This window comes from Pseudoduganella sp. GW821-FHT11H04 (assembly GCF_058807935.1).
Map to the genome: position 1 here is coordinate 241347 of NZ_JBXARE010000005.1, position 21412 is coordinate 262758.

Here is a 21412-nt window from a genome sequence, read left to right on the forward strand (position 1 = left end):
GCGCGATCACAACAAGTCACACTTGGTAACAAATTTCATAAAAGTAAAGTTCATGACTGAATATATGAATGGTTGTGTATTTTTGCCGTAAAAATCAGAGAACATAAGCCAACAGCATACAATTTCGATAATTTAAGTTAGAAGATCGTTAAATTGACATGCTTCTACCGAGAATGATTCCATGTGCGCCGGGCCAAAAGCCCAACATTGAATGATTATCTCGGGAGTAACAAAATATGTTGAAGGAAACCATCCTGTCGCGCTCGGTCCGTGTGATCTGCGCCGGCGGCCTGGCACTGGGCATGACTGTCGCATCCGCGCAGGATATCCAACGCGTGGAAATCACAGGTTCTTCGCTGAAGCGCGTGGATTCTGAAACCGCCCTGCCAGTCCAGGTGCTGAGCAAAGCGGAAATCAGCCGCACCGGTGCCACCAGCACCCAGGAACTGTTGAACAGCGTAACCGCCCTGTCCTCTATGGGCGGCACCAGTAACGCCACCGGCGCCGGCAATTCCACTTACGGCCGCTCGTCCGTTTCGCTGCGCGGCCTGGGCGAAGAACGTACACTGGTGCTGGTCAACGGTCGCCGTCTGGCGGCCTTTGCTGGCGGCGGCGGTGCGTCCGTCAACGTCAATGTGATCCCGCTGGCCGCGATCGAACGCGTGGAAGTGCTGAAAGACGGCGCATCCGGCGTGTACGGTTCGGACGCAGTAGCAGGCGTGGTCAACTTCATCCTGAGCAAGAACTTCGAAGGCCTGGAACTGAGCGCCGGCTACGGCACCCCGACGCGCGACGGCGGCGGCCAGAACAACAAGTTCTCGCTGACGACAGGCTTTGGCAATATGGCTGAGCAAGGCTACTCCGCCGTGGTGTCCCTGTCGCTTGAAAAAGAACGCGCGCTGTACGGTTCCGAGCGCGATTTCGCCAGCAACGGCGTGCGTCCACCATTCTTCATCAATGGTGCCAACGGCCAGGGCAATATCGAAGGCGCCATCGACCTGAGCAAGCCATACCCGCAAGATAATCGCGTTCCAGGCTTCGGCGGCAACCAGACTGCCGGCTACGGCAATCCGCTGGCTGCGCTCGATAAATGCGCCGACATCAAGATGTTCAAGGATCCGGGCACGACCTCCCACGGCGCGCCATTCTGCTCCTTCGACAGCGCCTCCTTCGTCGGCCTGATTCCCAAGCGCGAACTGCATAACCTGACCGGCAACTTCGCCTACAAGCTCAACGACGATCACCAGCTGTTCGCCGACATGCTGTACTCGGAAAGCGAAGTGACCCAGCGCTTCCAGGGCAGCCCGATGCGCCGCAGCTTCCTGACCTCCGACGCTGAATTCGCCAAGCAAGGTGTCGAACCGGAACTGCTGCTGTACCCAAGCAACCCTGCCTACCAGGCCATCGCCGTTCCTTACCTGACCAGCCAGGGCTTCAACAGCCTGATCGGCCAGCCGCTGGCGATTACCGGCCGCGTCTTCGATTTCGGGCCACGCACCAGCGTGGACAAGGCGCGCCAGTCGCGCATCGTGATCGGCGCCAAGGGTACCGTGGTCGGCCAGGACTACGAAGTGGCCCTGACCCGCAACCAGTCCAAGCTGCATGGCACCGTACCGGACGGCTACTTCTCGCAAGTGGAATACGCCAAGATCATCAACGATCCGTCCAATAACTGGAATCCATGGGCGACTGGCGGCGTGCAGACCGGCGCACTCGCGACCAAGCTGCAGCAAGCCAAATACACCGGCGACACGCTGAATGCGAAGTCCACCTCGACTCTCTTCGATGGCAAGCTGAGCGGCGACCTGCCAAGCCTGGCCGGCATCGTCGGCCAGTACGCCGTGGGTACCCAGTACCGCGACGAAAAATACCAGACCACACCAAGCGCAGCGCTGGAATCCGGCGACATCGCCGGCCTGGGTGGCGGAGTGCCTCCGGTCGACCGTTCGCGCAAGATCAAGTCGGTGTTCGGCGAAACCAACTTCCCGTTGCTGCAGACCCTCGACGTTGGCGCCGCCGTGCGTTACGACGACTACAACGACGTCGGCAGCAGCACCAACTACAAGGCCAACCTGCGCTGGCAACCGGTGAAGCCGGTGCTGGTACGCGCCTCCCTGGGTTCGGGCTTCCGCGCACCTACCCTGACCGACCTGTGGACCCCGCAGTCCATCGGCACTTCGGCATCGTTCATCGACAAGACCACAAGCACTTCGTCGCAACAGGTTAATGCGCTGTCCGGCGGCAATCCAAACCTGAAGCCGGAAAAATCGAAGCAGCAGTCGATCGGCCTGGTGCTGTCGCCGATGAACAACCTGACCGTCGGCGTCGACTGGTTCCACGTCAAGATCAACGACATCCTGGCCACCCCGTCGGCACAGGAAGTGGTGTCCGGCTTCCGCGCAGGCAATCCAGCCTACCAGAACCTGGTGACTCTGGACGGCAACCAGGTTGACAGCATTATCACCACCCTGGCCAACACCGGCAACGCCGACGTGAAGGGCGTGGACGTTTTCGCCCAATACCGCCAAAACACGTCGTTCGGCCGCTTCGACGTGTCGCTGAACGGCACCTACATGGACAAGTTCGACCAGACCAGCCCTGGCGGCGTCGTGTCGCACAAGGTGGGCACCATTGTCGACAAAGACGGCAACCCAGTACTGGGCGCCGACAACGGCGGCGTCGTGCTGCGTTGGAAGCATGCCCTGTCCGCGACCTGGACCCAGGGTCCGTGGGCGGTCACCGTGACCCAGAACTTCACCCAGCGTTACGAAGCGGGCCACGATATGGACGACAACCGTACCTTCGTTCCGTCCTATGCTCTGTATGACCTGAACGTGAACTGGAAGGCCTGGAAGTCGCTGGTACTGAACGCTGGCGTGCGCAACCTGTTCAACAAGGATCCGGCGCTGTTCGTGCCGGTGTCCAACCAGTTCCAGAACGGTTACGACGTGACCCAGTACGACCCACGCGGCCGCGTTGTGTACGTGTCTGCGAACTACAGCTTCAAGTAATCCGTCCTGGATAAAAAAAACCCGCCTGCACAGAGCACGGCGGGTTTTTTTATGTCTTGCGTACTGTTTACTCGCCTTGCAGGCGGCGCTGGCGCACTGCCGCCGCCAGGTTCTCCAGCACCTGCACGCTGGTATCCCAATCGATGCAGCCGTCGGTGATCGACTGGCCGTAGGTCAGTTCCTTGCCAGGCACCAGGTCCTGGCGGCCTGCCACCAGGTGCGACTCCACCATCACGCCCACGATACGGGTATCGCCGCCCGCGATTTGCGCGGCGATGTCCGCGCACACCGGCACCTGGTTCTCAGGCTTCTTCGACGAGTTGGCGTGCGAGGCGTCGATCATCAAGCGCGCTGCCAGGCCGAGGCCCGAAATGGCTTTGCAGGCATCTTCCACGCTGGCCGCATCATAGTTAGGGGTCTTGCCGCCGCGCAGGATGATGTGGCAATCCTCGTTACCGTTGGTCGACACGATGGCCGAGTGGCCGCCCTTGGTCACCGACAGGAAGTGATGCGGCTGCGAGGCGGCCTTGATCGCTTCCACTGCGATCTTGGTATTGCCGTCGGTGCCGTTCTTGAAGCCCACCGGGCAGGACAGGCCGGACGCCAGCTCGCGGTGCACCTGCGATTCGGTGGTGCGGGCGCCAATTGCGCCCCAGGAGATCAGGTCGGCAATGTACTGCGGGCTGATCACGTCCAGGAATTCGGTACCGGCCGGCAGGCCCATCTCATTGATGGCGCGCAGCAGCTCGCGCGCCATGCGCAGGCCGTCGTTGATGCGGAAGCTGTTGTCCATATAAGGATCGTTGATCAGGCCCTTCCAGCCCACGGTGGTGCGCGGCTTTTCGAAATACACGCGCATGACGATTTCCAGGTCGCCCTTCAGGCGCTCGCGCAGCGGCGCCAGGCGGGCAGCATATTCCATTGCCGCCTTGGTATCGTGGATCGAGCACGGGCCGATCACTACCATCAGCCGGTCATCCTGGCCGTGCAGGATGCGATGCAGGGCGACGCGCGCTGCGGATGCCGTGTTGGAGGCTGCTTCCGTGCATGGAAATTCGCGAATCAGGTGCGACGGGGGCGTCAGCTCCTTCATTTCACGAATGCGCAGGTCGTCGGTACGTTGCATGATGGCTCTCCTGGAACTTAAAAAATATTAAGAAAATAAGAAGTAAAAAAAAACCGCCATTTCTGGCGGTTTGTCTTGGTATCTGCTGGGATCTCGTTCTTGCTGCTACGTGAACCGGCCGCTACTCCACCGCCTTTGGGTTGGAATTGCTAAAGTAAAAAAAGCCGGTAAAAAAGTGCAGGTACATGGTGAGTTCCGTGAATTTCAATTCACTATAACAACAGTTAACGACGAATGCAAGCGGCCTTTAGGCGCCGCCCTTGATCAGGCTCGCCACCTTGGTGGTGATGATGTCGACCGCCGGCCCATTCGCCCCGTGCGGCAGGATCACGTGGGCGTGGCGCTTGGTCGGCTCGATGAACTGCTTGTACATCGGGCGCACAGTCTCCAGGTATTGGTTGATCACGCTCTCGGTGCTGCGGCCGCGCTCCGCGATATCGCGCTGCAGGCGGCGGATAAAGCGCACATCCGCCGCTGTATCGACGAAGATCTTGAGCGACATCTGCTTGCGCAGGTCGGCGTCATACAAGGCGAACAAGCCCTCGATGACAATCACCGGCGCTGGTTTCACGGTGATGGTCTTGGTGGTGCGGTTATCGATGGAGAAATCGTAGACCGGCATCTCGATCGCCTCGCCGGCGCGCAGCTTCTGCACGTGCTCGATCATCAGCGGCCAGTCGAAGGCTTCCGGGTGGTCGTAATTGACCTTGCGCCTCTCTTCCGGCGCCATATGGGTCTGGTCGAGGTAGTAATCGTCTTGCAGCACGACCGATACGACTTCCGAGCCGAAGGAGGACAGAACCTCTCGCGTGACAGTCGATTTGCCGCTGCCGCTGCCGCCTGCGACGCCAATCACAAAGGGTTTGTTATTCGAATTATTCATGTGAGGTCCATCCCAGGCGAAAAAAAACCGGGTATTTTACCCGGTCTTTTGTGGAGGCAGCTTAAGCCGTGCCACCGACGGTGACGCCATCCAGGCGCAGGGTTGGCTGACCAACGCCCACCGGCACGCTCTGGCCTTCCTTGCCGCATACGCCCACGCCAGGGTCGAGCTTCATATCGTTGCCGATCATGGTGATGCGGTTCATCACGTCAGGACCGTTGCCGATCAGGGTTGCGCCCTTGACCGGGTAGGTCACCTTGCCGTCTTCGATCATGTATGCTTCGGAGGCCGAGAACACGAACTTGCCGTTGGTGATGTCGACCTGGCCGCCGCCGAAGTTGACCGCGTAGATGCCGTTCTTCACCGACGCCAGGATCTCCTCCGGATCCTTGTCGCCGCCCAGCATATAGGTGTTGGTCATGCGCGGCATCGGCAGGTGCGCGAACGATTCGCGGCGTGCATTGCCGGTGACGTTCATCTTCATCAGGCGCGCATTCATGGTGTCCTGGATATAGCCCTTCAACACGCCATCCTCGATCAGTGTGGTGCACTGGGTCGGGTTGCCTTCGTCGTCGATGTTCAGCGAGCCGCGGCGATTCGCCAGCGTGCCGTCGTCGACCACGGTGACGCCCTTGGCTGCTACGCGCTCGCCGATGCGGCCGGAGAAGGTGGACGAACCCTTGCGGTTAAAGTCGCCTTCCAGGCCGTGGCCGATCGCTTCGTGCAGCAGGATGCCAGGCCAGCCCGGGCCCAGCACCACGGTCATCGGGCCAGCAGGCGCGGGGCGCGCCTCAAGGTTGACCAGGGCCGACTTCACCGCATCGGTCGCATACTGGTCCAGCAGCGCATCGGTGAAGTAGCCGTATTCATAGCGCCCGCCGCCGCCGGAAGAACCGACTTCGCGGCGGCCATTCTGTTCCACGATCACGGTCACGGAGACGCGTACCAGCGGACGGATATCGGCTGCCAGCACGCCGTCGCTGCGCACCACCAGCACTACATCGTATTCGCCGGCCAGGCCAGCCATCACCTGCACCACGCGTGGATCTTTGGCGCGCGCCATCTTCTCCACGCGCTCCAGCAGCTTGACCTTGGACGCGGCATCCAGCGACACCAGCGGGTCATGCGGCATATACAGGGAACGGCCGCCGACCTGCGTCATCTTGCCTGCCACCTTGACCTTGCCGGCGCCGGCGCGCGCAATGGTGCGCGTCGCGGCAGCTGCATCCAGCAGCGCCGCTTCGGAAATCTCGTCGGAATAGGAGAAAGCCGTCTTGTCGCCGGACACGGCGCGCACGCCGACGCCCTGGTCGATCGAGAAGGAACCGGTCTTGACGATGCCTTCTTCCAGGCTCCAGCCCTCGTTCTTGGTGAACTGGAAGTACAGGTCGGCGTAGTCGACCTTATGGGTGAACATGCTGCCCAGTGCTTTCAGCAGCTTGCTTTCGTCCAGGCCGAATGGCGTCAGCAGGATGTCTTTCGCTGCGGCCATGGCGGACATATTAGGGTCGAATGGTTTCATATCGGAATTTTTGTTAACTCGTATTGTTATCCGGATTTTAGAGGATTCGGTGCTTCAGTGCTGGCAGGCTTTCACGCACGCCGTGCACAAAGGCCGGGTCCAGCTCACCAGTAATGACGCCCTCGCCTTCCGCCAGCACAGATTTGACCTCGCCCCAAGGGTCGATCAGCATCGAATGGCCCCAGGTACGGCGGCCATTGACGTGGCTGCCGCCCTGCGCCGCAGCCAGCACATAGCACTGGTTTTCAATGGCGCGCGCGCGCAGCAGGATTTCCCAGTGCGCCTTGCCAGTGGTGTAGGTAAAGGCTGCCGGCACCACGATCAGGTCCAACGGGCCCATGGCGCGGTACAGCTCGGGGAAGCGCAAGTCGTAGCAGACCGACATGCCGACCTTGCCCACCGCCGTCTCAACCGTACCGACGGTCTTACCCGGCACAATGGTGCGCGCCTCGTCGTAGGACTCGGCCCCCTTGGTAAAACCGAACAGGTGAATCTTGTCGTAACGGCCAACATGCTTGCCCTGCGGATCGTAGACCAGCGTGGTATTGATGACACGCTGAGGATCGTCGGAAGCCAGCGGCAACGTGCCGCCCAGCAGCCAGATGCCATGTTCGCGCGCCATGGCGGACATGAAGTCCTGGATCGGGCCCTTGCCCAGCGGCTCGGCCTTGCCCACCTTGTCGCTATCGCTCATGCCCATGATGGCCCAGTATTCCGGCAACAGCACCAGCTTGCCCCCCTTGTCGGCAGCCTCGCCGATCAGACGCGTGGCGGTGGCGATATTCTCTTCCACGACAGGCGTGGAAACCATCTGGATTGCTGCGACTTTAGTCATGGTGCCGGCTCCTTGGGGCTCTCTATCTTGGTGATGACCGGCGCCTTCCATGGGCCCGTCACCTGCATCTGGTAAGTCAGCGCCTTCATCACTGGCGCGCTGAGGAAGAGCTGCGCCAGGTAGCTGCCCAGGCCGATCACCGGGTTGACCGCCAGCGCATACACCAGCGGCGCCGTACCTAGGTTGACCTGCGGGATCACCACCACGCGCAGATTGGTCGATTCGTTGGCGATGTCGGCCGTGCCGTCCATCAACACCGTCGCCTGCACACCGTGCATTTTCAGGTTGTCTGTCTTGACCACGCCGCGGTTGATGGTAGCGTTGGCGGTGATGCCGTCGAACTGCAAGCCTTCCGAGAACACGTCGCCAAAATCCAGCTTCAGCAAGCGGGGCAGGGCTTGCAGGCTCAGCACGCCGAGCAGTTTGGCTGCGCCCGGGTCTTGTTTGAGGAACTGGCCCTTCTCCACATTCAGCGCCAGCGTGCCGGACAGGCTCGGCAAGTCCAGGCGATAAGGCAGGCCCTTCCACGCGATATCGCCGCTCAGCTTGCCCTTGCCGTTGCGCAGCGTATCGGCGAAACCGAAGCGCTCCAACAGCTTGCCGGCGTTGTTGATGTCCATATTGAAGTTCAGCGCCGTGTTGTGCTGGCCGTCTTTGGTTTGCCAGCGGCCGGTACCGTTCAGCTCGCCATCGGCATTGACCAGCGAGAGCTTGCTGATGCGCCATTCGCGTGCCGACGTAATCAGCGCGTTATAAGCATGCAGCTCCAGCGCGCCCAACGGGCGGTTGAACCATTCCAGGCGTTGCACTTCGATATCAAGCGCCGGGATAGTAGGCGCGCTGGTCGAGCTTTCCAACAGATCCTTCACGGCGGCTGCCTGCGATTCCGGGATGACCAGCGACGACAGGCGCGCCGTCACTTTGCCCACGCCCTTGCCGGTCGCCGACTCGTTCCACGTCACATAACCAACAGCCTGCTGCGAATCGATGCTGGCTTGCCATACGCCCTTGCTGTGCGTGGTGCCAACCACCACGTTATCGAGCTTGCGTTCGCCGACGATCAGTTCCGCGGTTCGCGCCGCCATGGTTTCCGGCACGACGAATTGCGAAACATCGAAGGCTTCGTTGTCGCCCGCCGCTGCCGGCTTGCTTTCATTACCCGCGATCTCGCTGGCCAGGTCGATCCAGTCGTCCACATTGAGCGATTTCAGGCTGACGTTGATCATCAAGCCGCTGTCCGGTTCCGGCGCCGGCACGTTGACGCCGATGCCGCCGTTGACCAGCTTCCACGGCCCCTTGTTCACGCGCTGGCGGTGGTAGCGCGCCGCATAGGCGTTGCCCAGCGTGACGCGGATATCATCGCGCACCACACCCTGCTCATTGGCACTGCCGCCGTTCATCTGGAAGTGCAGCGGCATCGCGTCAGCCGCGGCCTTCTTCAGCGGCGCAGGGAAATCGAAGCTGGCGCCCTGCATGGTCGAATCGACGGCCACCTCGAACTTATGATCGCGCGCCGTGATCAGGCCAGCGTATTTGGCGCCGCCGCCAAGGTGCGTCGCCACACGCTGCATCGTCGCCGTCGGATACTGCTTGCGCAAGCCATCCACGGTCATATTGCCGCCGATGCGCACCTGGATGCTGCCATCCTTCTGGCTGCCGCCGGTGACCGCCAGCGGGCCGCCCAGCAAAGTGCCGGCCAGGTTATTCAGGTTGACGCCTTTTTCGTTGAACTCGATCTTGCCGGTGGCGCCGGACACGGTCGGCATGTCATGCCACAGCACGACGTCGTTGCCTTGCAACTGCAGGCTTCCCTGCACCTTCGACTCAATCAGTTGTGCCAGCGGCAGCTGCAATTTCAGCGCCAGCTTGGCATTGCCGGTAGCGGTCGTTTCGTCGGTGAAGTGGCTGATCCACTCCAGCACCGGGCTTACCGTCACGTACTTGAGGAAGTCCTGCATGGCGCCGGCCGCGTTGCCATCGATTTCCAGGAGGCTCCCATGCACGGTCAGGTCCGGGATCACCGCTTTCACATTGCTCAAGGCGACACCCAGGGTGCGCGCGGTGTCGGCCTTGATTTCCATGCGTGCGCGGTCGAACACGATGGTGCCGCGAATCTTCTCGGCCTGCGGCCACAGGGGCGACTTGCCATCCTTGCCAAAGACACCCGGGTCGTAATTGAGTTTGCCGTCCAGGATGTGGCCGGCCACGCGGAACTCGCCTTTCGCCTTGTCCGGTGAACCCTCTTTAAACGGGAAGTGCGACAGCTCGCCGCGCAGGCGAACGGTGGTGTCGTGCAGTGTGCCTTCTTCCAGCGCGCCGGTCAGCCAGTGGTGCAGGTGCTCCGGGGTCTGCTTCGGCAGGTAACGTCCGATGTGGTTGATGGTGAAGCTGTCGATACTGCCGCTCAAATCCGACTGGCCCAGGCCTTTGGCGCCAGGCCCGCGCGGCATGACATGGCTGCCGGACAGCTTGAGCTTCATGCCGTCCTGCACCAGGTCCAGCTGGTCCAGCTTAACCGCCAGCAGTTTCGGTTCCGCCAGCGACCAGCTGCCATTCAGTTTGAGCTGCTCGAACGCCATCGGCTCGTCGTCGAACCAGGCCGGCATTGCCAGCTTAAAGCCAGGTGAGTCAATGGCGACGCTGCCGCCCTGCTGACCCGCTTCCACATGGCCGCTCAGGTTTTCAAAGCCGGGGATGTTTGGCAGTGCCGGCATCGGCAAGGCCTTGGCCGAGCGTGGCACGGCGGGACGTGCCTCCAGCGGCTCCATGCCCAGGGCTTCCAGATCGGCCTTCAGTTTGTAATCCTTGGCGGTGGAGAGCGGGCCGCGCCACTCGGCCACCAGCTTGGTCACGCGACCGCGCGGCGCCGCTTCCTCCAGCAGGTCGCGCTGCGCCGTCGGCAGCGGCAGGCGGGTCGCCAGTTCGGACAGGATCTTCAAATCGAGCGCGCTGGCCTTGACCTCGGTCCAAGTGGGCTGGTTGGCAGCCGCCACGTGGCGCGCCGAAGCCGTGGTTGGCGCCAGCTCGACGCCATCGCGCGTGCGCAGCGAGACGTCCTTCAATTCCAGCGTGCGGGTAATGGCCGGCGGTGTGCCGGGTGTCGCCACTAGGGTCGCCGAACGCTCTTCGCTGGCGGCCACGCGGCCGCGCAAGGCCGCCACGTCCAGCTGCGGCAAGTCGTTGCCAAGTGTGGCGACCACATTATCCAGCGCCACATCGGCCGTAATGCCCGACGGCCGCGCGTGGTCGATGTTCAACCAGGCACGTACGCCGCCGCTGGCCGATTTCACATCGAGGTTGCCCGGCAAGTAAGGCTTCCATGCGGCCAGGTCAGCCTTGCGCAATTCGGCATATAGCTCGCCCTTCCACTGTTTGAGGTCGGAAATCTGGGAGAAAGCCTGGTGGCTGAAATCGGCGCGCACATCAAGCGGCGCTGCCAGCGTGGCCGGCGGAGTGGCCTTGAAGGCGAACTGATGGCGGCGCCACTTGTTCAGCATCAGGGCTGTGACATTTTCCAGCTGCAGGGGCGCACTGCCGCGCTGCATATCGGTCCAGGTGATGCGGCCTTCGCGCACCACCACTTCGCGTTGCGACAGCAGCCAGTCGGCGGTCTTGCCGTCGCTCTTCTTGTCGAGGTCAAGGTAGATGCCGGCCGCATACAGCTTGCCGTCCACCTCGCGCCGCACATCGACTTCGGGGCGGTTGAATTCCAGCGATTCGAAGCGCAGGCCGCCGGCCGGCACGCTCCACCACGACAGCGTAGCCGAGACATTGGGCAGGTGCAGCGCCTGCTCGCCGCGGGCGTCGCGCATGACCACGTCGCCCAGGATCAGTTGCGGGCGCAGCCCCTTCCACGAGGCGTAAATACGGTCAATCACCACCGGCTGGCCGACGGCCTGGGTGGCGAGTTGTTCGATGTCGTGCTTGTAATGGTCGATATTCGGCAGCACCACCCAGCGCAGGGCCAGGAACATGATGGTGAAGGCGAAATACAGCAGCAGCACCAGTTTGATGGTGAAGCCGAGGACGTGGTGGGTGGCCAGGTTCCAGAAGCGATAGGCGGCCTGCAGGCGATGCCAACGCTCCTTGAGCGGGGCCTCGACTGCCTCGATCTGCTCTACCAGGTTGTCCTTCAATACGCTCAAGCCGGGCCCTTATCAATACAGCATTTTACCGCACCGTCCCCTTAAACTATGTTCCAATAGGCACGGTTTTGCTGGCTTTTTACACTCTCTCACACCTGTCAATGAGCACTTCTGCCCTCGTTTCCGCATCCCGCTTCTACCAGCGCTGGCTGGCCGCCGATCCATCCCGTCAGGCTAAAGTTGATGCTCTAGCGCAATTATCGCTTGCCTCGCTCAATTTTGCTGATGTTTTGGCAAGCGAGCAGGGAGAATTGCCGCTGGCACGCGGCATGCGGCGCCTGCGCAACCTGGTGCTGGCGACCCTGATCCGGCGCGACCTGGAGGGCAAGGCCGACTTGGACGAAGTGGTGACCACGATGACGCGGCTGGCCGACTTCGTCATCCAGACCCACTTGGCGGACCTGGACGCGGCCATGCGCCAGGCCCATGGCGCGCCGATCGGCGCCGATTCCGGTGTGGAGCAGCAGTTGATGGTGCTCTCGATGGGCAAAGGCGGCGGCGGCGAGCTCAATGTGTCCTCCGACATCGACCTGATCTTCGTCTACCCGGAAGACGGCGAAACGGCGGCAGGCCCCGGCCAGCGCCAGCTCTCCAACCATGAATACTTTGTACGGCTTGGCAAGCAATTAATTGCCGCCATTGCTGAAATCACGGAAGACGGCTTCACCTTCCGCGTCGACATGGCGCTGCGCCCGAACGGCGCCTCCGGCCCGCTGGCCGCCAGCCTGGGCATGGTGGAGAACTACCTGATCGTGCAAGGCCGCGAATGGGAGCGCTACGCCTGGGTCAAGGCGCGTGCGGTGACCGGCCGCGCCGAAGACATCACGGCCCTGGACGCCATCGTGCGCCCCTTCTGTTTCCGCCGCTACCTCGACTTCGGCGTAATCGACGCGATTCGTTCCATGCACGCCCAGATCCGCGCCGAAGTGGCGCGTCAGGAGCGCCTGCATCCCGAGCGCAGCCACAACGTCAAACTGGGACGCGGCGGCATCCGCGAAATTGAATTCCTGGCGCAAGTGTTCCAGCTGATCCGCGGCGGGCGCGACCCGCAATTGCGCGGCCGCTCCACGCGCGGCACCCTGCGCCTGCTGCCGGAAAAAGGCTTGCTCAGCGTCGACGTCGTAGCGCGCCTGATGGACGCCTACACCTTCCTGCGCAACCTCGAACACCGCCTGCAATATATCGACGACGCCCAGACCCACACCCTGCCGCCGAAAGACGAAGACCGCCTGGCCGTGGCGCAGATGATGGGCTTGCCCGACGTAGCCACCCTGCTGGCCGAGATGGACGCCCATCGACAGTACGTGGCCGAACAGTTCGACGCCATCTTCGCCGACAAGAGCGGCAGCAAAAACGGAAATGGCGACGATGTCGATCCCGCCACCAGCAACGAATGCGCCGATCCCGACAACCGCGAAGCAATCGAAGCGCGCTTCACCAGCCTCGGTTACGAAGACCCGGCCGCCGCCGCCCAGCGCCTGATCGCCACCTGGCAAGCGCCCAAGCTGGCCAGCCTGCCCGACGCCAGCCGCCAGCGCCTGGTCGCCCTGGTCAACGCCGCCCTGCCCCAGATCGCCCGCGCCGCCGAACGCAACAGCGCCGGCACCAAGCTTGGCACGCTGGGCCGCCTGCTCGACTTCCTGGAAGCGATCTCGCGCCGCTCCTCCTACCTGTCGCTGCTGACCGAATACCCGCACACGCTGGAGCGCGTGATCACGATGATGCACGCCAGCGGCTGGGCCGCCAAATTCCTGACCCAGCACCCGATCCTGCTCGACGAGCTGCTGGACGACCGCATCCTCAACGCGAGCTTCGATCCGCTCGCCGCCGCCGCCGAACTGGAACGCCAATTAGCCACGGCCCCGGACGACACCGAACGCCAGCTCGACGTCCTGCGCGAAGTGCACCACGTCCAATTGTTCCACCTGCTGGCGCAAGACCTGGCCGGCTCGCTGACAGTCGAAAAACTGGCCGACCACCTGAGCGCACTAGCCGACGTGATCGTCGCCGCCGTCATCAAGGCCGCCTGGCAAACCGTCGCCAAGCGCCATGTGGAAGTACCGAAGTTCGCCGTCATCGCCTACGGAAAATTGGGCGGCAAGGAGCTGGGTTACGTCTCCGACCTCGACGTGATTTTCCTCTTCGACGATGAAGACCAAGACGCGCCCGGCCTGTACGCCAAGCTGGCGCAGCGCTTCATCACCTGGATGACATCGCACACCTCGGCCGGCATCCTGTTCGACATCGACATCGCACTGCGGCCGGACGGCGCCAGCGGCATGCTCGTCTCCAGCGTCGGCTCGTTCGAAAAATACCAGCACACCTCCGCCTGGCTGTGGGAACACCAGGCCCTGACGCGCGCCCGCTTCTGCGCCGGCGACGCCGCGATCGGCCAGCGCTTCGAACAAATCCGCTGCCAGGTGCTGCGCAAGGAACGCCCCGATGTCGCCGCACTAAAACAGGAAGTGCTGGCCATGCGACAGAAGATGCGCGACGCCCGCCCCAACCGTAGCGAGCTGTTCGACCTCAAGCAAGACGAAGGCGGCATGATCGACATTGAATTCATCGTGCAATACCTGGTGCTGCAGCACGCCGCGCAGTACAGCGAACTGACCGGCAACATCGGCAACATCGCCCTGCTGCACCTGGCCGGCCAGCTCGGCCTGATCGACGCCCCCCTCGCCGGCGCCGTGGCCGACGCCTACCGCGACATGCGCAAATGGCAGCACCAACTGCGCCTGCAAGGCCAGGACCAATCCCGCGTCCCGATGGAAAAAGCCGCCACCCACGCCGCCAACGTCCGCCAGCTCTGGGACGGCATCTTTTAATCTAAAAGTCGGGGTCAGGTCGAGCAAACGGACACGGGCTCAAGCGCTGCGCGCTTGAGCCCGTGTCCGTTTGCTCGACCTGACCCCGACTTTTAAGCGGCTAGGGGCATTGCGTCTGGAGTGAGATGGCCTCTGAAACGGCCGCTGCTGACGGCTGGGCGCTGGGTTTCGATTGCGTCGGCGAAGTAGACTGCGGGGTCGCCTTGCAGCGCGCGGACATGGCGTTCGAGGTGGAGGAATGGGGCGAGCTGCAAGCCGGCGTGGGCGACCGCCCAGCGGATGATCGCCACCAGGCTGGCGTCGGCCACCGTGCGCTTGCGGCCATCGAGCCATTCGCTTTCCGCCAGCACCTTATCCAGGCGGGCGCATGCCAGCACCATGCGCGCTTCGCCGGATTGGAATTCCTCATGCAGGTAATCGAGCAGCTTTTCCAGTTGCTCCGCCTCGGCCGTGCCGGCGCGGTAGCCCAGCAGGTGGCGACGTTGCGTGGCCAAGTGGCGCAAGATGGCGCGGCAGTCGTTCAGCAGCTTGCCGCCGACCTGCAGCATCGGCCCCGGTTGGGCGAAAAATTCCTGGCGCAGCAGGCGGTACGGCCGGCACAGCCATTCCAGGGCGACGATAGTGCCGAAGGCGCAGCCTTGTGGGGCGCCGTGATGCAGGATGGTTTCCATGTTTGCCTCTTCTTATTGGTGGGGAACGCAGGCATTGTGCGGCTTAAATAGGACATTATTAGCCCTGATTAAGTGCGAAAATGTCCAGATGTCAAAACCAGCCATCAAAGCCCTGACCATCCTCGAGATGCTGCAAAGCCAGCGCCAGATTTCCGGCGCCGATATGGCCGAGCGCATCGGCGTCGACCGCCGCACATTGCGCCGCTATATCGCCATGCTGGAGGAATTGGGTATTCCGATTACCGCCGAACGTGGACGCCATGGCGGCTATATGCTGGTGCCCGGCTTCAAGCTGCCGCCTTTGATGTTCACCAATGAGGAAGCGTCGGCCGTGGCGTTGGGCTTGCTGGCCGTGCGTTCGCTGCAACTGGCCGACACGGCGCCTGCCGTGGCCAGCGCCCAGGCTAAGCTTGAACGCGTGATGCCGCCCGCGCTGCAGGCGAGTACGCAGGCGCTGCGCGAAACGGCAACGCTCGAAACGCCGGGTCAACGGTGGACCATGTCCCAGGCGGCGCGTCCCTCGCTGACCGGCGAGTTGACTGCGCTAGCCCTGGCGGCGCAGTGCCAGCATCGCGTGCTGTTCCGCTACACGCCGCAGGATGGCACGCCGATGCAGCGCTCCTTCGATCCTTATGGCCTGGTCTTCAGCCACACGCGCTGGTATGCGGTGGGCATGTGCCGCCTGCGCATGGCGATCCGTTCGTTCCGGCTGGACCGCATTGCGAACGTGGTGGAAACAGGCGAGATATTCGACAAACCGGACAGCTTTGATGCTGCGGCCCAGTTGCAGCATGCGATGGCGACCCTGCCTCGCCCCTTGCCGGTGCAAGTGCTGCTACACACCGATCGTGCCAACGCCGAACGTGAGGTGGGTAAATATATCGGCCCGCTGGTGGACGCCGAAGGCGGGGTGCGCCTGGTCACCAGCACCACCAGCTATACCTGGTTCGCGCGGATGCTGGCGTCTTTGAATTGCGACTTTACTGTGGAAGGCCCGCAAGAGCTTCGTGAGGCGGTTCGCGAAGAGGCGCGCCGCCTGGCGCGCCTGGCTAGCTAAAATCAAAACTTAGAACGGATAGTGGTAGCGGTTGCAGCCCATAAGGACGAAGGTGTCGCAGGCTTCCTCATCGCCATTCATCACACAGGCTTCGCGATAGCTGTAGCAGGTGTTGTAATCCGGAATAGCAAAGGCGGTAGCGGATGCGCCAATACCGATACCAAACAGTGCGACGGCAATTGCCTTCTTAATTTTCAGCATATTAATTTCCTTTCAAATTAATATTATCGAGGAAATTAACCGAAGTCCCACCACGAGCAACCCAAGCGGTCGAAGTCATAACAGGCTTTCTGGTCGCCTCCGTTGCATTGCTCAAGCCATGCTTTGCAGGTTTCGTAGCCAGGACGGGCCAGTGCGGTCGCCGAGGCGCCCAGTCCCAGGCCAAACAGTGCTACTGCAATCGCTTTCTTATACTTCAGCATTTCACGTTCCTTTCAAATTAATATTATCTAGGATATGTCCCCGCGATTTTCATCGCAGCAACATTCTCGTGAAAATATATTATTTAGTCAATATTAATTGAATGTGAACATTCGTGACTTTCATTATTGAATAAAAATAAAAAAAGGGCGCCCGCAGGCGCCCTCTTCCATCAGCGAAATACTGATTACTTGGCGTTCATCAGTGCCACGGTGGTGTCCAGCATACGGTTGCTGAAGCCCCACTCGTTGTCGTACCAGGACGAAACCTTGACCAGCTTGCCCGACACTTTGGTCAGGGTGGCGTCGAAGTTCGACGAAGCTGGGTTGTGGTTGAAGTCGACGGAGACCAGAGGCTCGGTCTGGTAGGTCAGCACGCCTTTCAGTGCGCCTTCCGAAGCTTCCTTCATGATCTTGTTGATTTCTTCAACGGTGGTGTCGCGCTTGGCGATGAAGGACAGGTCGACGATCGACACGTTGATGGTCGGAACGCGGATGGCGTAGCCGTCCAGCTTGCCGTTCAGTTCTGGCAGCACCAGGCCAACAGCGGCAGCAGCGCCGGTCTTGGTCGGGATCATGGACTGGGTAGCGGAACGTGCGCGGCGCAGGTCTTCGTGCATCACGTCGGTCAGCACCTGGTCGTTGGTGTAAGCGTGCACGGTGGTCATCAGGCCGGTTTCCAGGCCGATGGCGTCGTTCAGTGGCTTTACCAGCGGTGCCAGGCAGTTGGTGGTGCAGGATGCGTTCGAGATCACAGTGTCCGACGCTTTCAGCACGCCGTGGTTCACGCCGTACACGACGGTCGCGTCAACGTCTTTGCCGCCTGGAGCGGAGATGATCACTTTCTTGGCGCCGCCTTTCAGGTGGGCCGAAGCTTTTTCCTTGGTGGTGAAGAAGCCGGTGCACTCCAGCACCACGTCCACGCCCAGCTCGCCCCATGGGATTTCAGCTGGGTTGCGCTGTGCGAACACGCGGATCGGGTCGCCGTTCACGATCATGTTGTCGCCTTCCACCGTGACGGTGCCAGGGAACTTGCCGTGGGCGGTATCGTAGCGGGTCAGGTGGGCGTTCGACTCGGCATTGCCCAGGTCGTTAATTGCCACGATCTGGATGTCTTGCTTTTTGCCGCCTTCGTAGAAAGCGCGCAGGACATTGCGGCCGATACGGCCATAACCGTTAATTGCTACTTTGATCGTCATGCTGTTTACTCCTGATGATAGAAATTAGATGACTGCTTTGACTTTTGCCACGACGTTGTCGACGGTGAAGCCGAAGTGCTTGAACAGCACGCCAGCCGGCGCCGATTCGCCGAAGGTGTCGATGCCAACAACCGCGCCTTCCAGGCCAACATACTTGTGCCAGAAGGCGGTAACGCCTGCTTCAATCGCTACGCGTGGCATGCCCTTGGTCAGCACGGATGCCTTGTAGGCTGCGTCCTGGCGGTCGTACACGTCGGTCGACGGCATGGAGACCACGCGTACCGGGGTGCCGGCGGCCTTCAGTTCGGCGGCCGCTTTCATGGCCAGTTCCACTTCGGAACCGGTGGCGATGATGATGGCCTTGGCATCGGCTTCGTCGGACAGCACATAGCCGCCCTTGGCGATGTTGGCGATCTTGTCGGTCGAACGCTCGATGAACGGCAGGTTCTGGCGCGAGAAGATCAGGGTCGACGGGCCGTCGGCGCGCTTGATGGATTCGCCCCATGCAACCATCGATTCAACGGTGTCGGCAGGACGCCAGTTGTCCAGGTTAGGGATCAGGCGCAGCGAGGAAACGTGTTCCACGGACTGGTGGGTCGGGCCGTCTTCGCCCAGGCCGATCGAGTCGTGGGTGAACACGAACAGGGTACGCTGCTTCATCAGCGCGGCCATGCGCAATGCGTTGCGGCTGTAGTCGGCAAAGGTCAGGAAGGTCGCGCCGAACGGGATGTAGCCGCCGTGCAGGGCGACGCCGTTCATGATGGCGGACATGCCGAACTCGCGCACGCCGTAGTTGATGTGGTTGCCCGGCACGCCGGAACGAACGGCGATGCATTCCTTCCAGTTGGTCAGGTTGGAGCCGGTCAGGTCGGCCGAACCGCCCAGGAATTCAGGCAGGATCGGCGCCAGTGCCTGGATCGCGTTCTGCGATGCCTTGCGGGTGGCGATGGTTTCCTTCTTCTCGACGACGGCAGCGATAGCGCCTTGCAGGGCAGCGTCGAAGTTGCCTGGCAGTTCGCCTTTCATGCGACGGGTCAGTTCAGCAGCTTCGGTCGGGTACTGTGCGGAGTACTTGGCGAACATCTCGTTCCAGCTGGCTTCGAATTGCGCGCCCTGCTGTTTGAAGTCCCAAGCTTCTTTCACATCGTGAGGAATGTCGAACGGCTCGGCGCCCCAGGAGATGTACTCGCGCACTGCGGCGATTTCCTTGTCGCCCAGCGGCGCACCGTGCACCTTGTCGCCGCCTTGCAGGTTTGGCGAACCCTTGCCGATGATGGTCTTGCAGCAGACCAGGGTTGGCTTGTCGGACTTCTTGGCTTGTTCGATCGCGGTCGACAGTGCGGCGACGTCGTGACCGTCCACATTCTTGATTACGTTCCAGCCGTAGGACTCGAAGCGCTGTGGAGTGTCGTCGGTGAACCAGCCTTCGACCTTGCCGTCGATGGAAATGCCGTTGTCGTCGTACAGGGCGATCAGTTTTTTCAGGCCCAGGGTGCCGGCCAGCGAGCACACCTCGTGCGAGATGCCTTCCATCAGGCAGCCGTCGCCGATGAATGCGTAGGTGTAGTGGTCAACGACGTCGAAGCCAGGCTTGTTGAATTCGGAAGCAAGCAGCCACTCAGCCAGCGCCATGCCGACCGCGTTGGCGATGCCCTGGCCCAGCGGGCCGGTGGTGGTTTCCACGCCTGGGGTGTAGCCCACTTCAGGGTGGCCCGGGGTCTTGGAGTGCAGCTGGCGGAAGTTCTTGATCTCTTCCATCGGCAGGTCGTAACCCGACAGGTGCAGCAGCGCGTAGTGCAACATCGAGCCGTGGCCGTTGGACAGCAGGAAGCGGTCGCGGTTGACCCACGCTGGATTAGTCGGATTGTGGCGGTGATGACCGCTCCACAGTGCTACGGCAATCTCAGCCATGCCCATTGGCATGCCTGGGTGGCCGGAATTGGCCTTCTGCACAGCGTCCATTGCCAGCGCACGGATTGCGTTGGCCATTTTGGTGAAGGGGAGCGAAGTTTTCATCGTATATCGAGGAAGGTTGAGTATTTGGTGCACTGCGGCAGGCGCCGCCTTAGGAACCCGATATTTTACCAGAGCGTGACAGCAACGCTTAAAATTGGTGCATTTCAACCTTTCGAATTTACCAAATGCCCCGTTTCCACGTGCCACAGGCACTTGCTGCAGGCCAGCAACTGGAGCTGCCCGCCGATGTCGCCCACCATATCAATGTGGTGCGCATGGTACCGGGCGACACGCTGATCCTGTTCAACGGCGATGGCGGCGAGTATACGGCGGTGTTGACGGAAGTGCAAAAGAAAAAAGCCTGGGCGGAAGTGAAAGTCTTCGATCCGCGCGAAGCAGAGCTGCCCTTTGCCGTGACCCTGGCCCAGGCCCTGCCCGAGGGCACCAAGATGGACTGGATCATCGAAAAAGCGATCGAACTGGGCGTGGCGGGCATCCAGCCGCTGGCGGCGCGGCGCTGTGTGGTGCGCCTGTCGGCCGAGCGGGCCGAGAAAAAGCTGGAACACTGGAATGGCATCGTGGTCTCGGCCTCCGAGCAATGCGGGCGCAACCGCCTGGCTGCCGTGGCGGCACCGCTGGAATTCCGCGACTGGATTGCGCAGCAGGATTTGCACAAACGCGTGATCCTGACGCCGCGCGCCACCGAATCGCTGGCCGACTGGGCGCGCCATCAGCCGGCGCAGGCCTTGAGCATCATGGTGGGGCCGGAGGGCGGCTTCTCCGATGAGGAGGAGGCGGAAGCCTTGAAGAGGGGCGCCCTGCCCTTGTCGATCGGGCCGCGCGTGCTGCGCACGGAGACTGCGGCGCTGGCGGCGGTGTCGATCCTTTCCGCCGCCTGGGGCGGCATATAAAAAAACAGGGTCCGGCCACTGGCACGAACCCTGTGCGGTCTCACAAGCTGGGGCTGCTTACTTCCCGCCCATCACCTTCCCCAGCGGTGCATTCCGTTGCTGGTTCTCGTTGGCCTTCCTTAGCTGCTCGGCCGCCAATTCGCCTTCCAGTTTGGTTTGGGCATTCTTGGCGGTGACGAACTTCTCAGTCTCCTTGCGCCAATTCTGGTAGCTGGCCATGATCGCCGCAGACGATTCGCCGCCCTGCTTCGACAGCCCGCGGTAAATCTTGTCCATATTGGCGATCGACTGGTCGTATTCAACCTGGTTCATCAAGCGCGCGATATCCTGCGGAATGCGCTTGCCAGGTGGCAGCGCATCGCCCAGGTTTTGCACAAAGCCGTTGTAGCACTTCTGCCAGGCGGCATAGTCGTGGTCGACTTTCTTGATTTCATCGTTGCTGCGCGAGGCAGCGGGAATGACAGGGCGGGCGCAATTAAAGGCGCCGCTCGTCATGTCCTTGCCGTCGTAGCCGCTGACCCAGTAGTCGATATCCTTGCGGCGCGTTTCGCGCTGCGCCATGGTATCCAGCGCGGTAGCGGCTTCCTTGTTGCCGCCGGCGGCAGACTTGGTGAACCAGTTGCGCGCCTGGGCCAGGTCAATACTGCCAGCCTCGCCGTACCAGTACATTTCGCCGAGGTGGAATTGCGCCTCCGCATTGCCGGCATTGGCAAGCTTGGTGAACGCGGCCAACGCTTGCGGATAGGCCTTGTTCTCCAGCAGCTTGTTGGCGTCGGCCAGATCATCGGCCAGCGCCGGGACACCCAGCATCATCGCAAGGCACAGCACAGTCAGTTTAACTTTCATTTT

At 61.7% G+C, this 21412-nt stretch carries 15 protein-coding genes; 4 read left to right on the forward strand and 11 right to left on the reverse strand.

The window, feature by feature from the left end; genetic code table 11:
• Nucleotides 1-236: 236 nt before the first annotated feature.
• The gene (locus tag AC1RTP_RS14105; protein WP_498608255.1) at nt 237-3011 is read left to right on the forward strand and encodes a TonB-dependent receptor; all 2775 of its coding nucleotides are present in this window, start codon (nt 237-239) and stop codon (nt 3009-3011) included.
• Nucleotides 3012-3078: 67 nt separating this feature from the next.
• Here AC1RTP_RS14105 and aroG read toward each other — a convergent pair whose 3' ends face one another.
• The 5 genes from aroG to AC1RTP_RS14130 all read right to left on the reverse strand — a co-directional run bounded on the left by aroG (nt 3079) and on the right by AC1RTP_RS14130 (nt 11522).
• The gene (gene aroG / locus AC1RTP_RS14110) at nt 3079-4137 is read right to left on the reverse strand and encodes a 3-deoxy-7-phosphoheptulonate synthase AroG (protein WP_498608256.1); all 1059 of its coding nucleotides are present in this window, start codon (nt 4135-4137) and stop codon (nt 3079-3081) included.
• Between the two features lie 247 nt (nt 4138-4384).
• The gene (gene udk / locus AC1RTP_RS14115; RefSeq protein ID WP_498608257.1) at nt 4385-5020 is read right to left on the reverse strand and encodes a uridine kinase; all 636 of its coding nucleotides are present in this window, start codon (nt 5018-5020) and stop codon (nt 4385-4387) included.
• A 61-nt stretch (nt 5021-5081) separates the two neighbouring features.
• On the reverse strand, nt 5082-6542 hold the full coding sequence (gene tldD / locus AC1RTP_RS14120; RefSeq protein WP_498608258.1) for a metalloprotease TldD: 1461 nt from the start codon (nt 6540-6542) through the stop codon (nt 5082-5084).
• A gap of 37 nt (nt 6543-6579) precedes the next feature.
• Nucleotides 6580-7377: a carbon-nitrogen hydrolase family protein gene (locus AC1RTP_RS14125; protein WP_498608259.1), complete on the reverse strand. Its 798-nt coding sequence runs from the start codon at nt 7375-7377 to the stop codon at nt 6580-6582.
• Nucleotides 7374-11522 carry a YhdP family protein gene (locus tag AC1RTP_RS14130; protein ID WP_498608260.1) on the reverse strand — a complete coding sequence of 1383 codons (4149 nt, stop codon included), beginning with the start codon at nt 11520-11522 and terminating at the stop codon, nt 7374-7376. Before AC1RTP_RS14130 ends, AC1RTP_RS14125 begins: the two co-directional genes overlap by 4 nt.
• Nucleotides 11523-11623: 101 nt before the next feature.
• Between AC1RTP_RS14130 and glnE the strand changes: the two genes are divergently transcribed.
• Nucleotides 11624-14350 (forward strand): bifunctional [glutamate--ammonia ligase]-adenylyl-L-tyrosine phosphorylase/[glutamate--ammonia-ligase] adenylyltransferase, encoded by a 2727-nt coding sequence (glnE, locus tag AC1RTP_RS14135; protein ID WP_498608261.1) that lies wholly within the window; start codon nt 11624-11626, stop codon nt 14348-14350.
• Between the two features lie 92 nt (nt 14351-14442).
• Here the strand turns inward: glnE and AC1RTP_RS14140 are convergent, their stop codons facing one another.
• A complete protein-coding gene (locus AC1RTP_RS14140; RefSeq protein ID WP_498608262.1) occupies nt 14443-15021 on the reverse strand; it encodes a glutathione S-transferase family protein in 579 nt (192 codons plus the stop codon).
• An 88-nt stretch (nt 15022-15109) separates the two neighbouring features.
• Between AC1RTP_RS14140 and AC1RTP_RS14145 the strand changes: the two genes are divergently transcribed.
• Nucleotides 15110-16078: a helix-turn-helix transcriptional regulator gene (locus tag AC1RTP_RS14145; protein WP_498608263.1), complete on the forward strand. Its 969-nt coding sequence runs from the start codon at nt 15110-15112 to the stop codon at nt 16076-16078.
• Nucleotides 16079-16087: 9 nt separating this feature from the next.
• Here the strand turns inward: AC1RTP_RS14145 and AC1RTP_RS14150 are convergent, their stop codons facing one another.
• The 4 genes from AC1RTP_RS14150 to tkt form a co-directional block, all read right to left on the reverse strand.
• Nucleotides 16088-16279, reverse strand: a complete 192-nt coding sequence (locus AC1RTP_RS14150; protein ID WP_498608264.1) for a hypothetical protein — start codon at nt 16277-16279, stop codon at nt 16088-16090.
• Between the two features lie 35 nt (nt 16280-16314).
• Nucleotides 16315-16500, reverse strand: a complete 186-nt coding sequence (locus AC1RTP_RS14155) for a hypothetical protein (RefSeq protein WP_498608265.1) — start codon at nt 16498-16500, stop codon at nt 16315-16317.
• A 185-nt stretch (nt 16501-16685) separates the two neighbouring features.
• Nucleotides 16686-17696: a type I glyceraldehyde-3-phosphate dehydrogenase gene (gap, locus tag AC1RTP_RS14160; RefSeq protein ID WP_057261749.1), complete on the reverse strand. Its 1011-nt coding sequence runs from the start codon at nt 17694-17696 to the stop codon at nt 16686-16688.
• Between the two features lie 24 nt (nt 17697-17720).
• On the reverse strand, nt 17721-19712 hold the full coding sequence (gene tkt / locus AC1RTP_RS14165) for a transketolase (RefSeq protein ID WP_498608266.1): 1992 nt from the start codon (nt 19710-19712) through the stop codon (nt 17721-17723).
• A 125-nt stretch (nt 19713-19837) separates the two neighbouring features.
• Here tkt and AC1RTP_RS14170 point away from each other — a divergent pair, with 125 nt between their 5' ends.
• On the forward strand, nt 19838-20563 hold the full coding sequence (locus AC1RTP_RS14170) for a 16S rRNA (uracil(1498)-N(3))-methyltransferase (protein ID WP_498608267.1): 726 nt from the start codon (nt 19838-19840) through the stop codon (nt 20561-20563).
• Between the two features lie 57 nt (nt 20564-20620).
• Here the strand turns inward: AC1RTP_RS14170 and AC1RTP_RS14175 are convergent, their stop codons facing one another.
• Complete coding sequence (locus AC1RTP_RS14175; RefSeq protein WP_498608268.1) at nt 20621-21409, reverse strand: tetratricopeptide repeat protein; 789 nt, start codon at nt 21407-21409, stop codon at nt 20621-20623.
• Between the last annotated feature and the right edge of the window lie 3 nt (nt 21410-21412).

What these genes read in the sequence shown, in the direction of transcription:
- AC1RTP_RS14105 (WP_498608255.1), top strand. Translation starts at nt 237, where the DNA reads ATGTTGAAGGAAACCATCCTGTCGCGCTCGGTCCGTGTGATCTGCGCC.
- aroG (WP_498608256.1), bottom strand. Translation starts at nt 4,137, where the DNA reads ATGCAACGTACCGACGACCTGCGCATTCGTGAAATGAAGGAGCTGACG.
- udk (WP_498608257.1), bottom strand. Translation starts at nt 5,020, where the DNA reads ATGAATAATTCGAATAACAAACCCTTTGTGATTGGCGTCGCAGGCGGC.
- tldD (WP_498608258.1), bottom strand. Translation starts at nt 6,542, where the DNA reads ATGAAACCATTCGACCCTAATATGTCCGCCATGGCCGCAGCGAAAGAC.
- AC1RTP_RS14125 (WP_498608259.1), bottom strand. Translation starts at nt 7,377, where the DNA reads ATGACTAAAGTCGCAGCAATCCAGATGGTTTCCACGCCTGTCGTGGAA.
- glnE (WP_498608261.1), top strand. Translation starts at nt 11,624, where the DNA reads ATGAGCACTTCTGCCCTCGTTTCCGCATCCCGCTTCTACCAGCGCTGG.
- AC1RTP_RS14140 (WP_498608262.1), bottom strand. Translation starts at nt 15,021, where the DNA reads ATGGAAACCATCCTGCATCACGGCGCCCCACAAGGCTGCGCCTTCGGC.
- AC1RTP_RS14145 (WP_498608263.1), top strand. Translation starts at nt 15,110, where the DNA reads ATGTCAAAACCAGCCATCAAAGCCCTGACCATCCTCGAGATGCTGCAA.
- AC1RTP_RS14150 (WP_498608264.1), bottom strand. Translation starts at nt 16,279, where the DNA reads ATGCTGAAAATTAAGAAGGCAATTGCCGTCGCACTGTTTGGTATCGGT.
- AC1RTP_RS14155 (WP_498608265.1), bottom strand. Translation starts at nt 16,500, where the DNA reads ATGCTGAAGTATAAGAAAGCGATTGCAGTAGCACTGTTTGGCCTGGGA.
- gap (WP_057261749.1), bottom strand. Translation starts at nt 17,696, where the DNA reads ATGACGATCAAAGTAGCAATTAACGGTTATGGCCGTATCGGCCGCAAT.
- tkt (WP_498608266.1), bottom strand. Translation starts at nt 19,712, where the DNA reads ATGAAAACTTCGCTCCCCTTCACCAAAATGGCCAACGCAATCCGTGCG.
- AC1RTP_RS14170 (WP_498608267.1), top strand. Translation starts at nt 19,838, where the DNA reads ATGCCCCGTTTCCACGTGCCACAGGCACTTGCTGCAGGCCAGCAACTG.
- AC1RTP_RS14175 (WP_498608268.1), bottom strand. Translation starts at nt 21,409, where the DNA reads ATGAAAGTTAAACTGACTGTGCTGTGCCTTGCGATGATGCTGGGTGTC.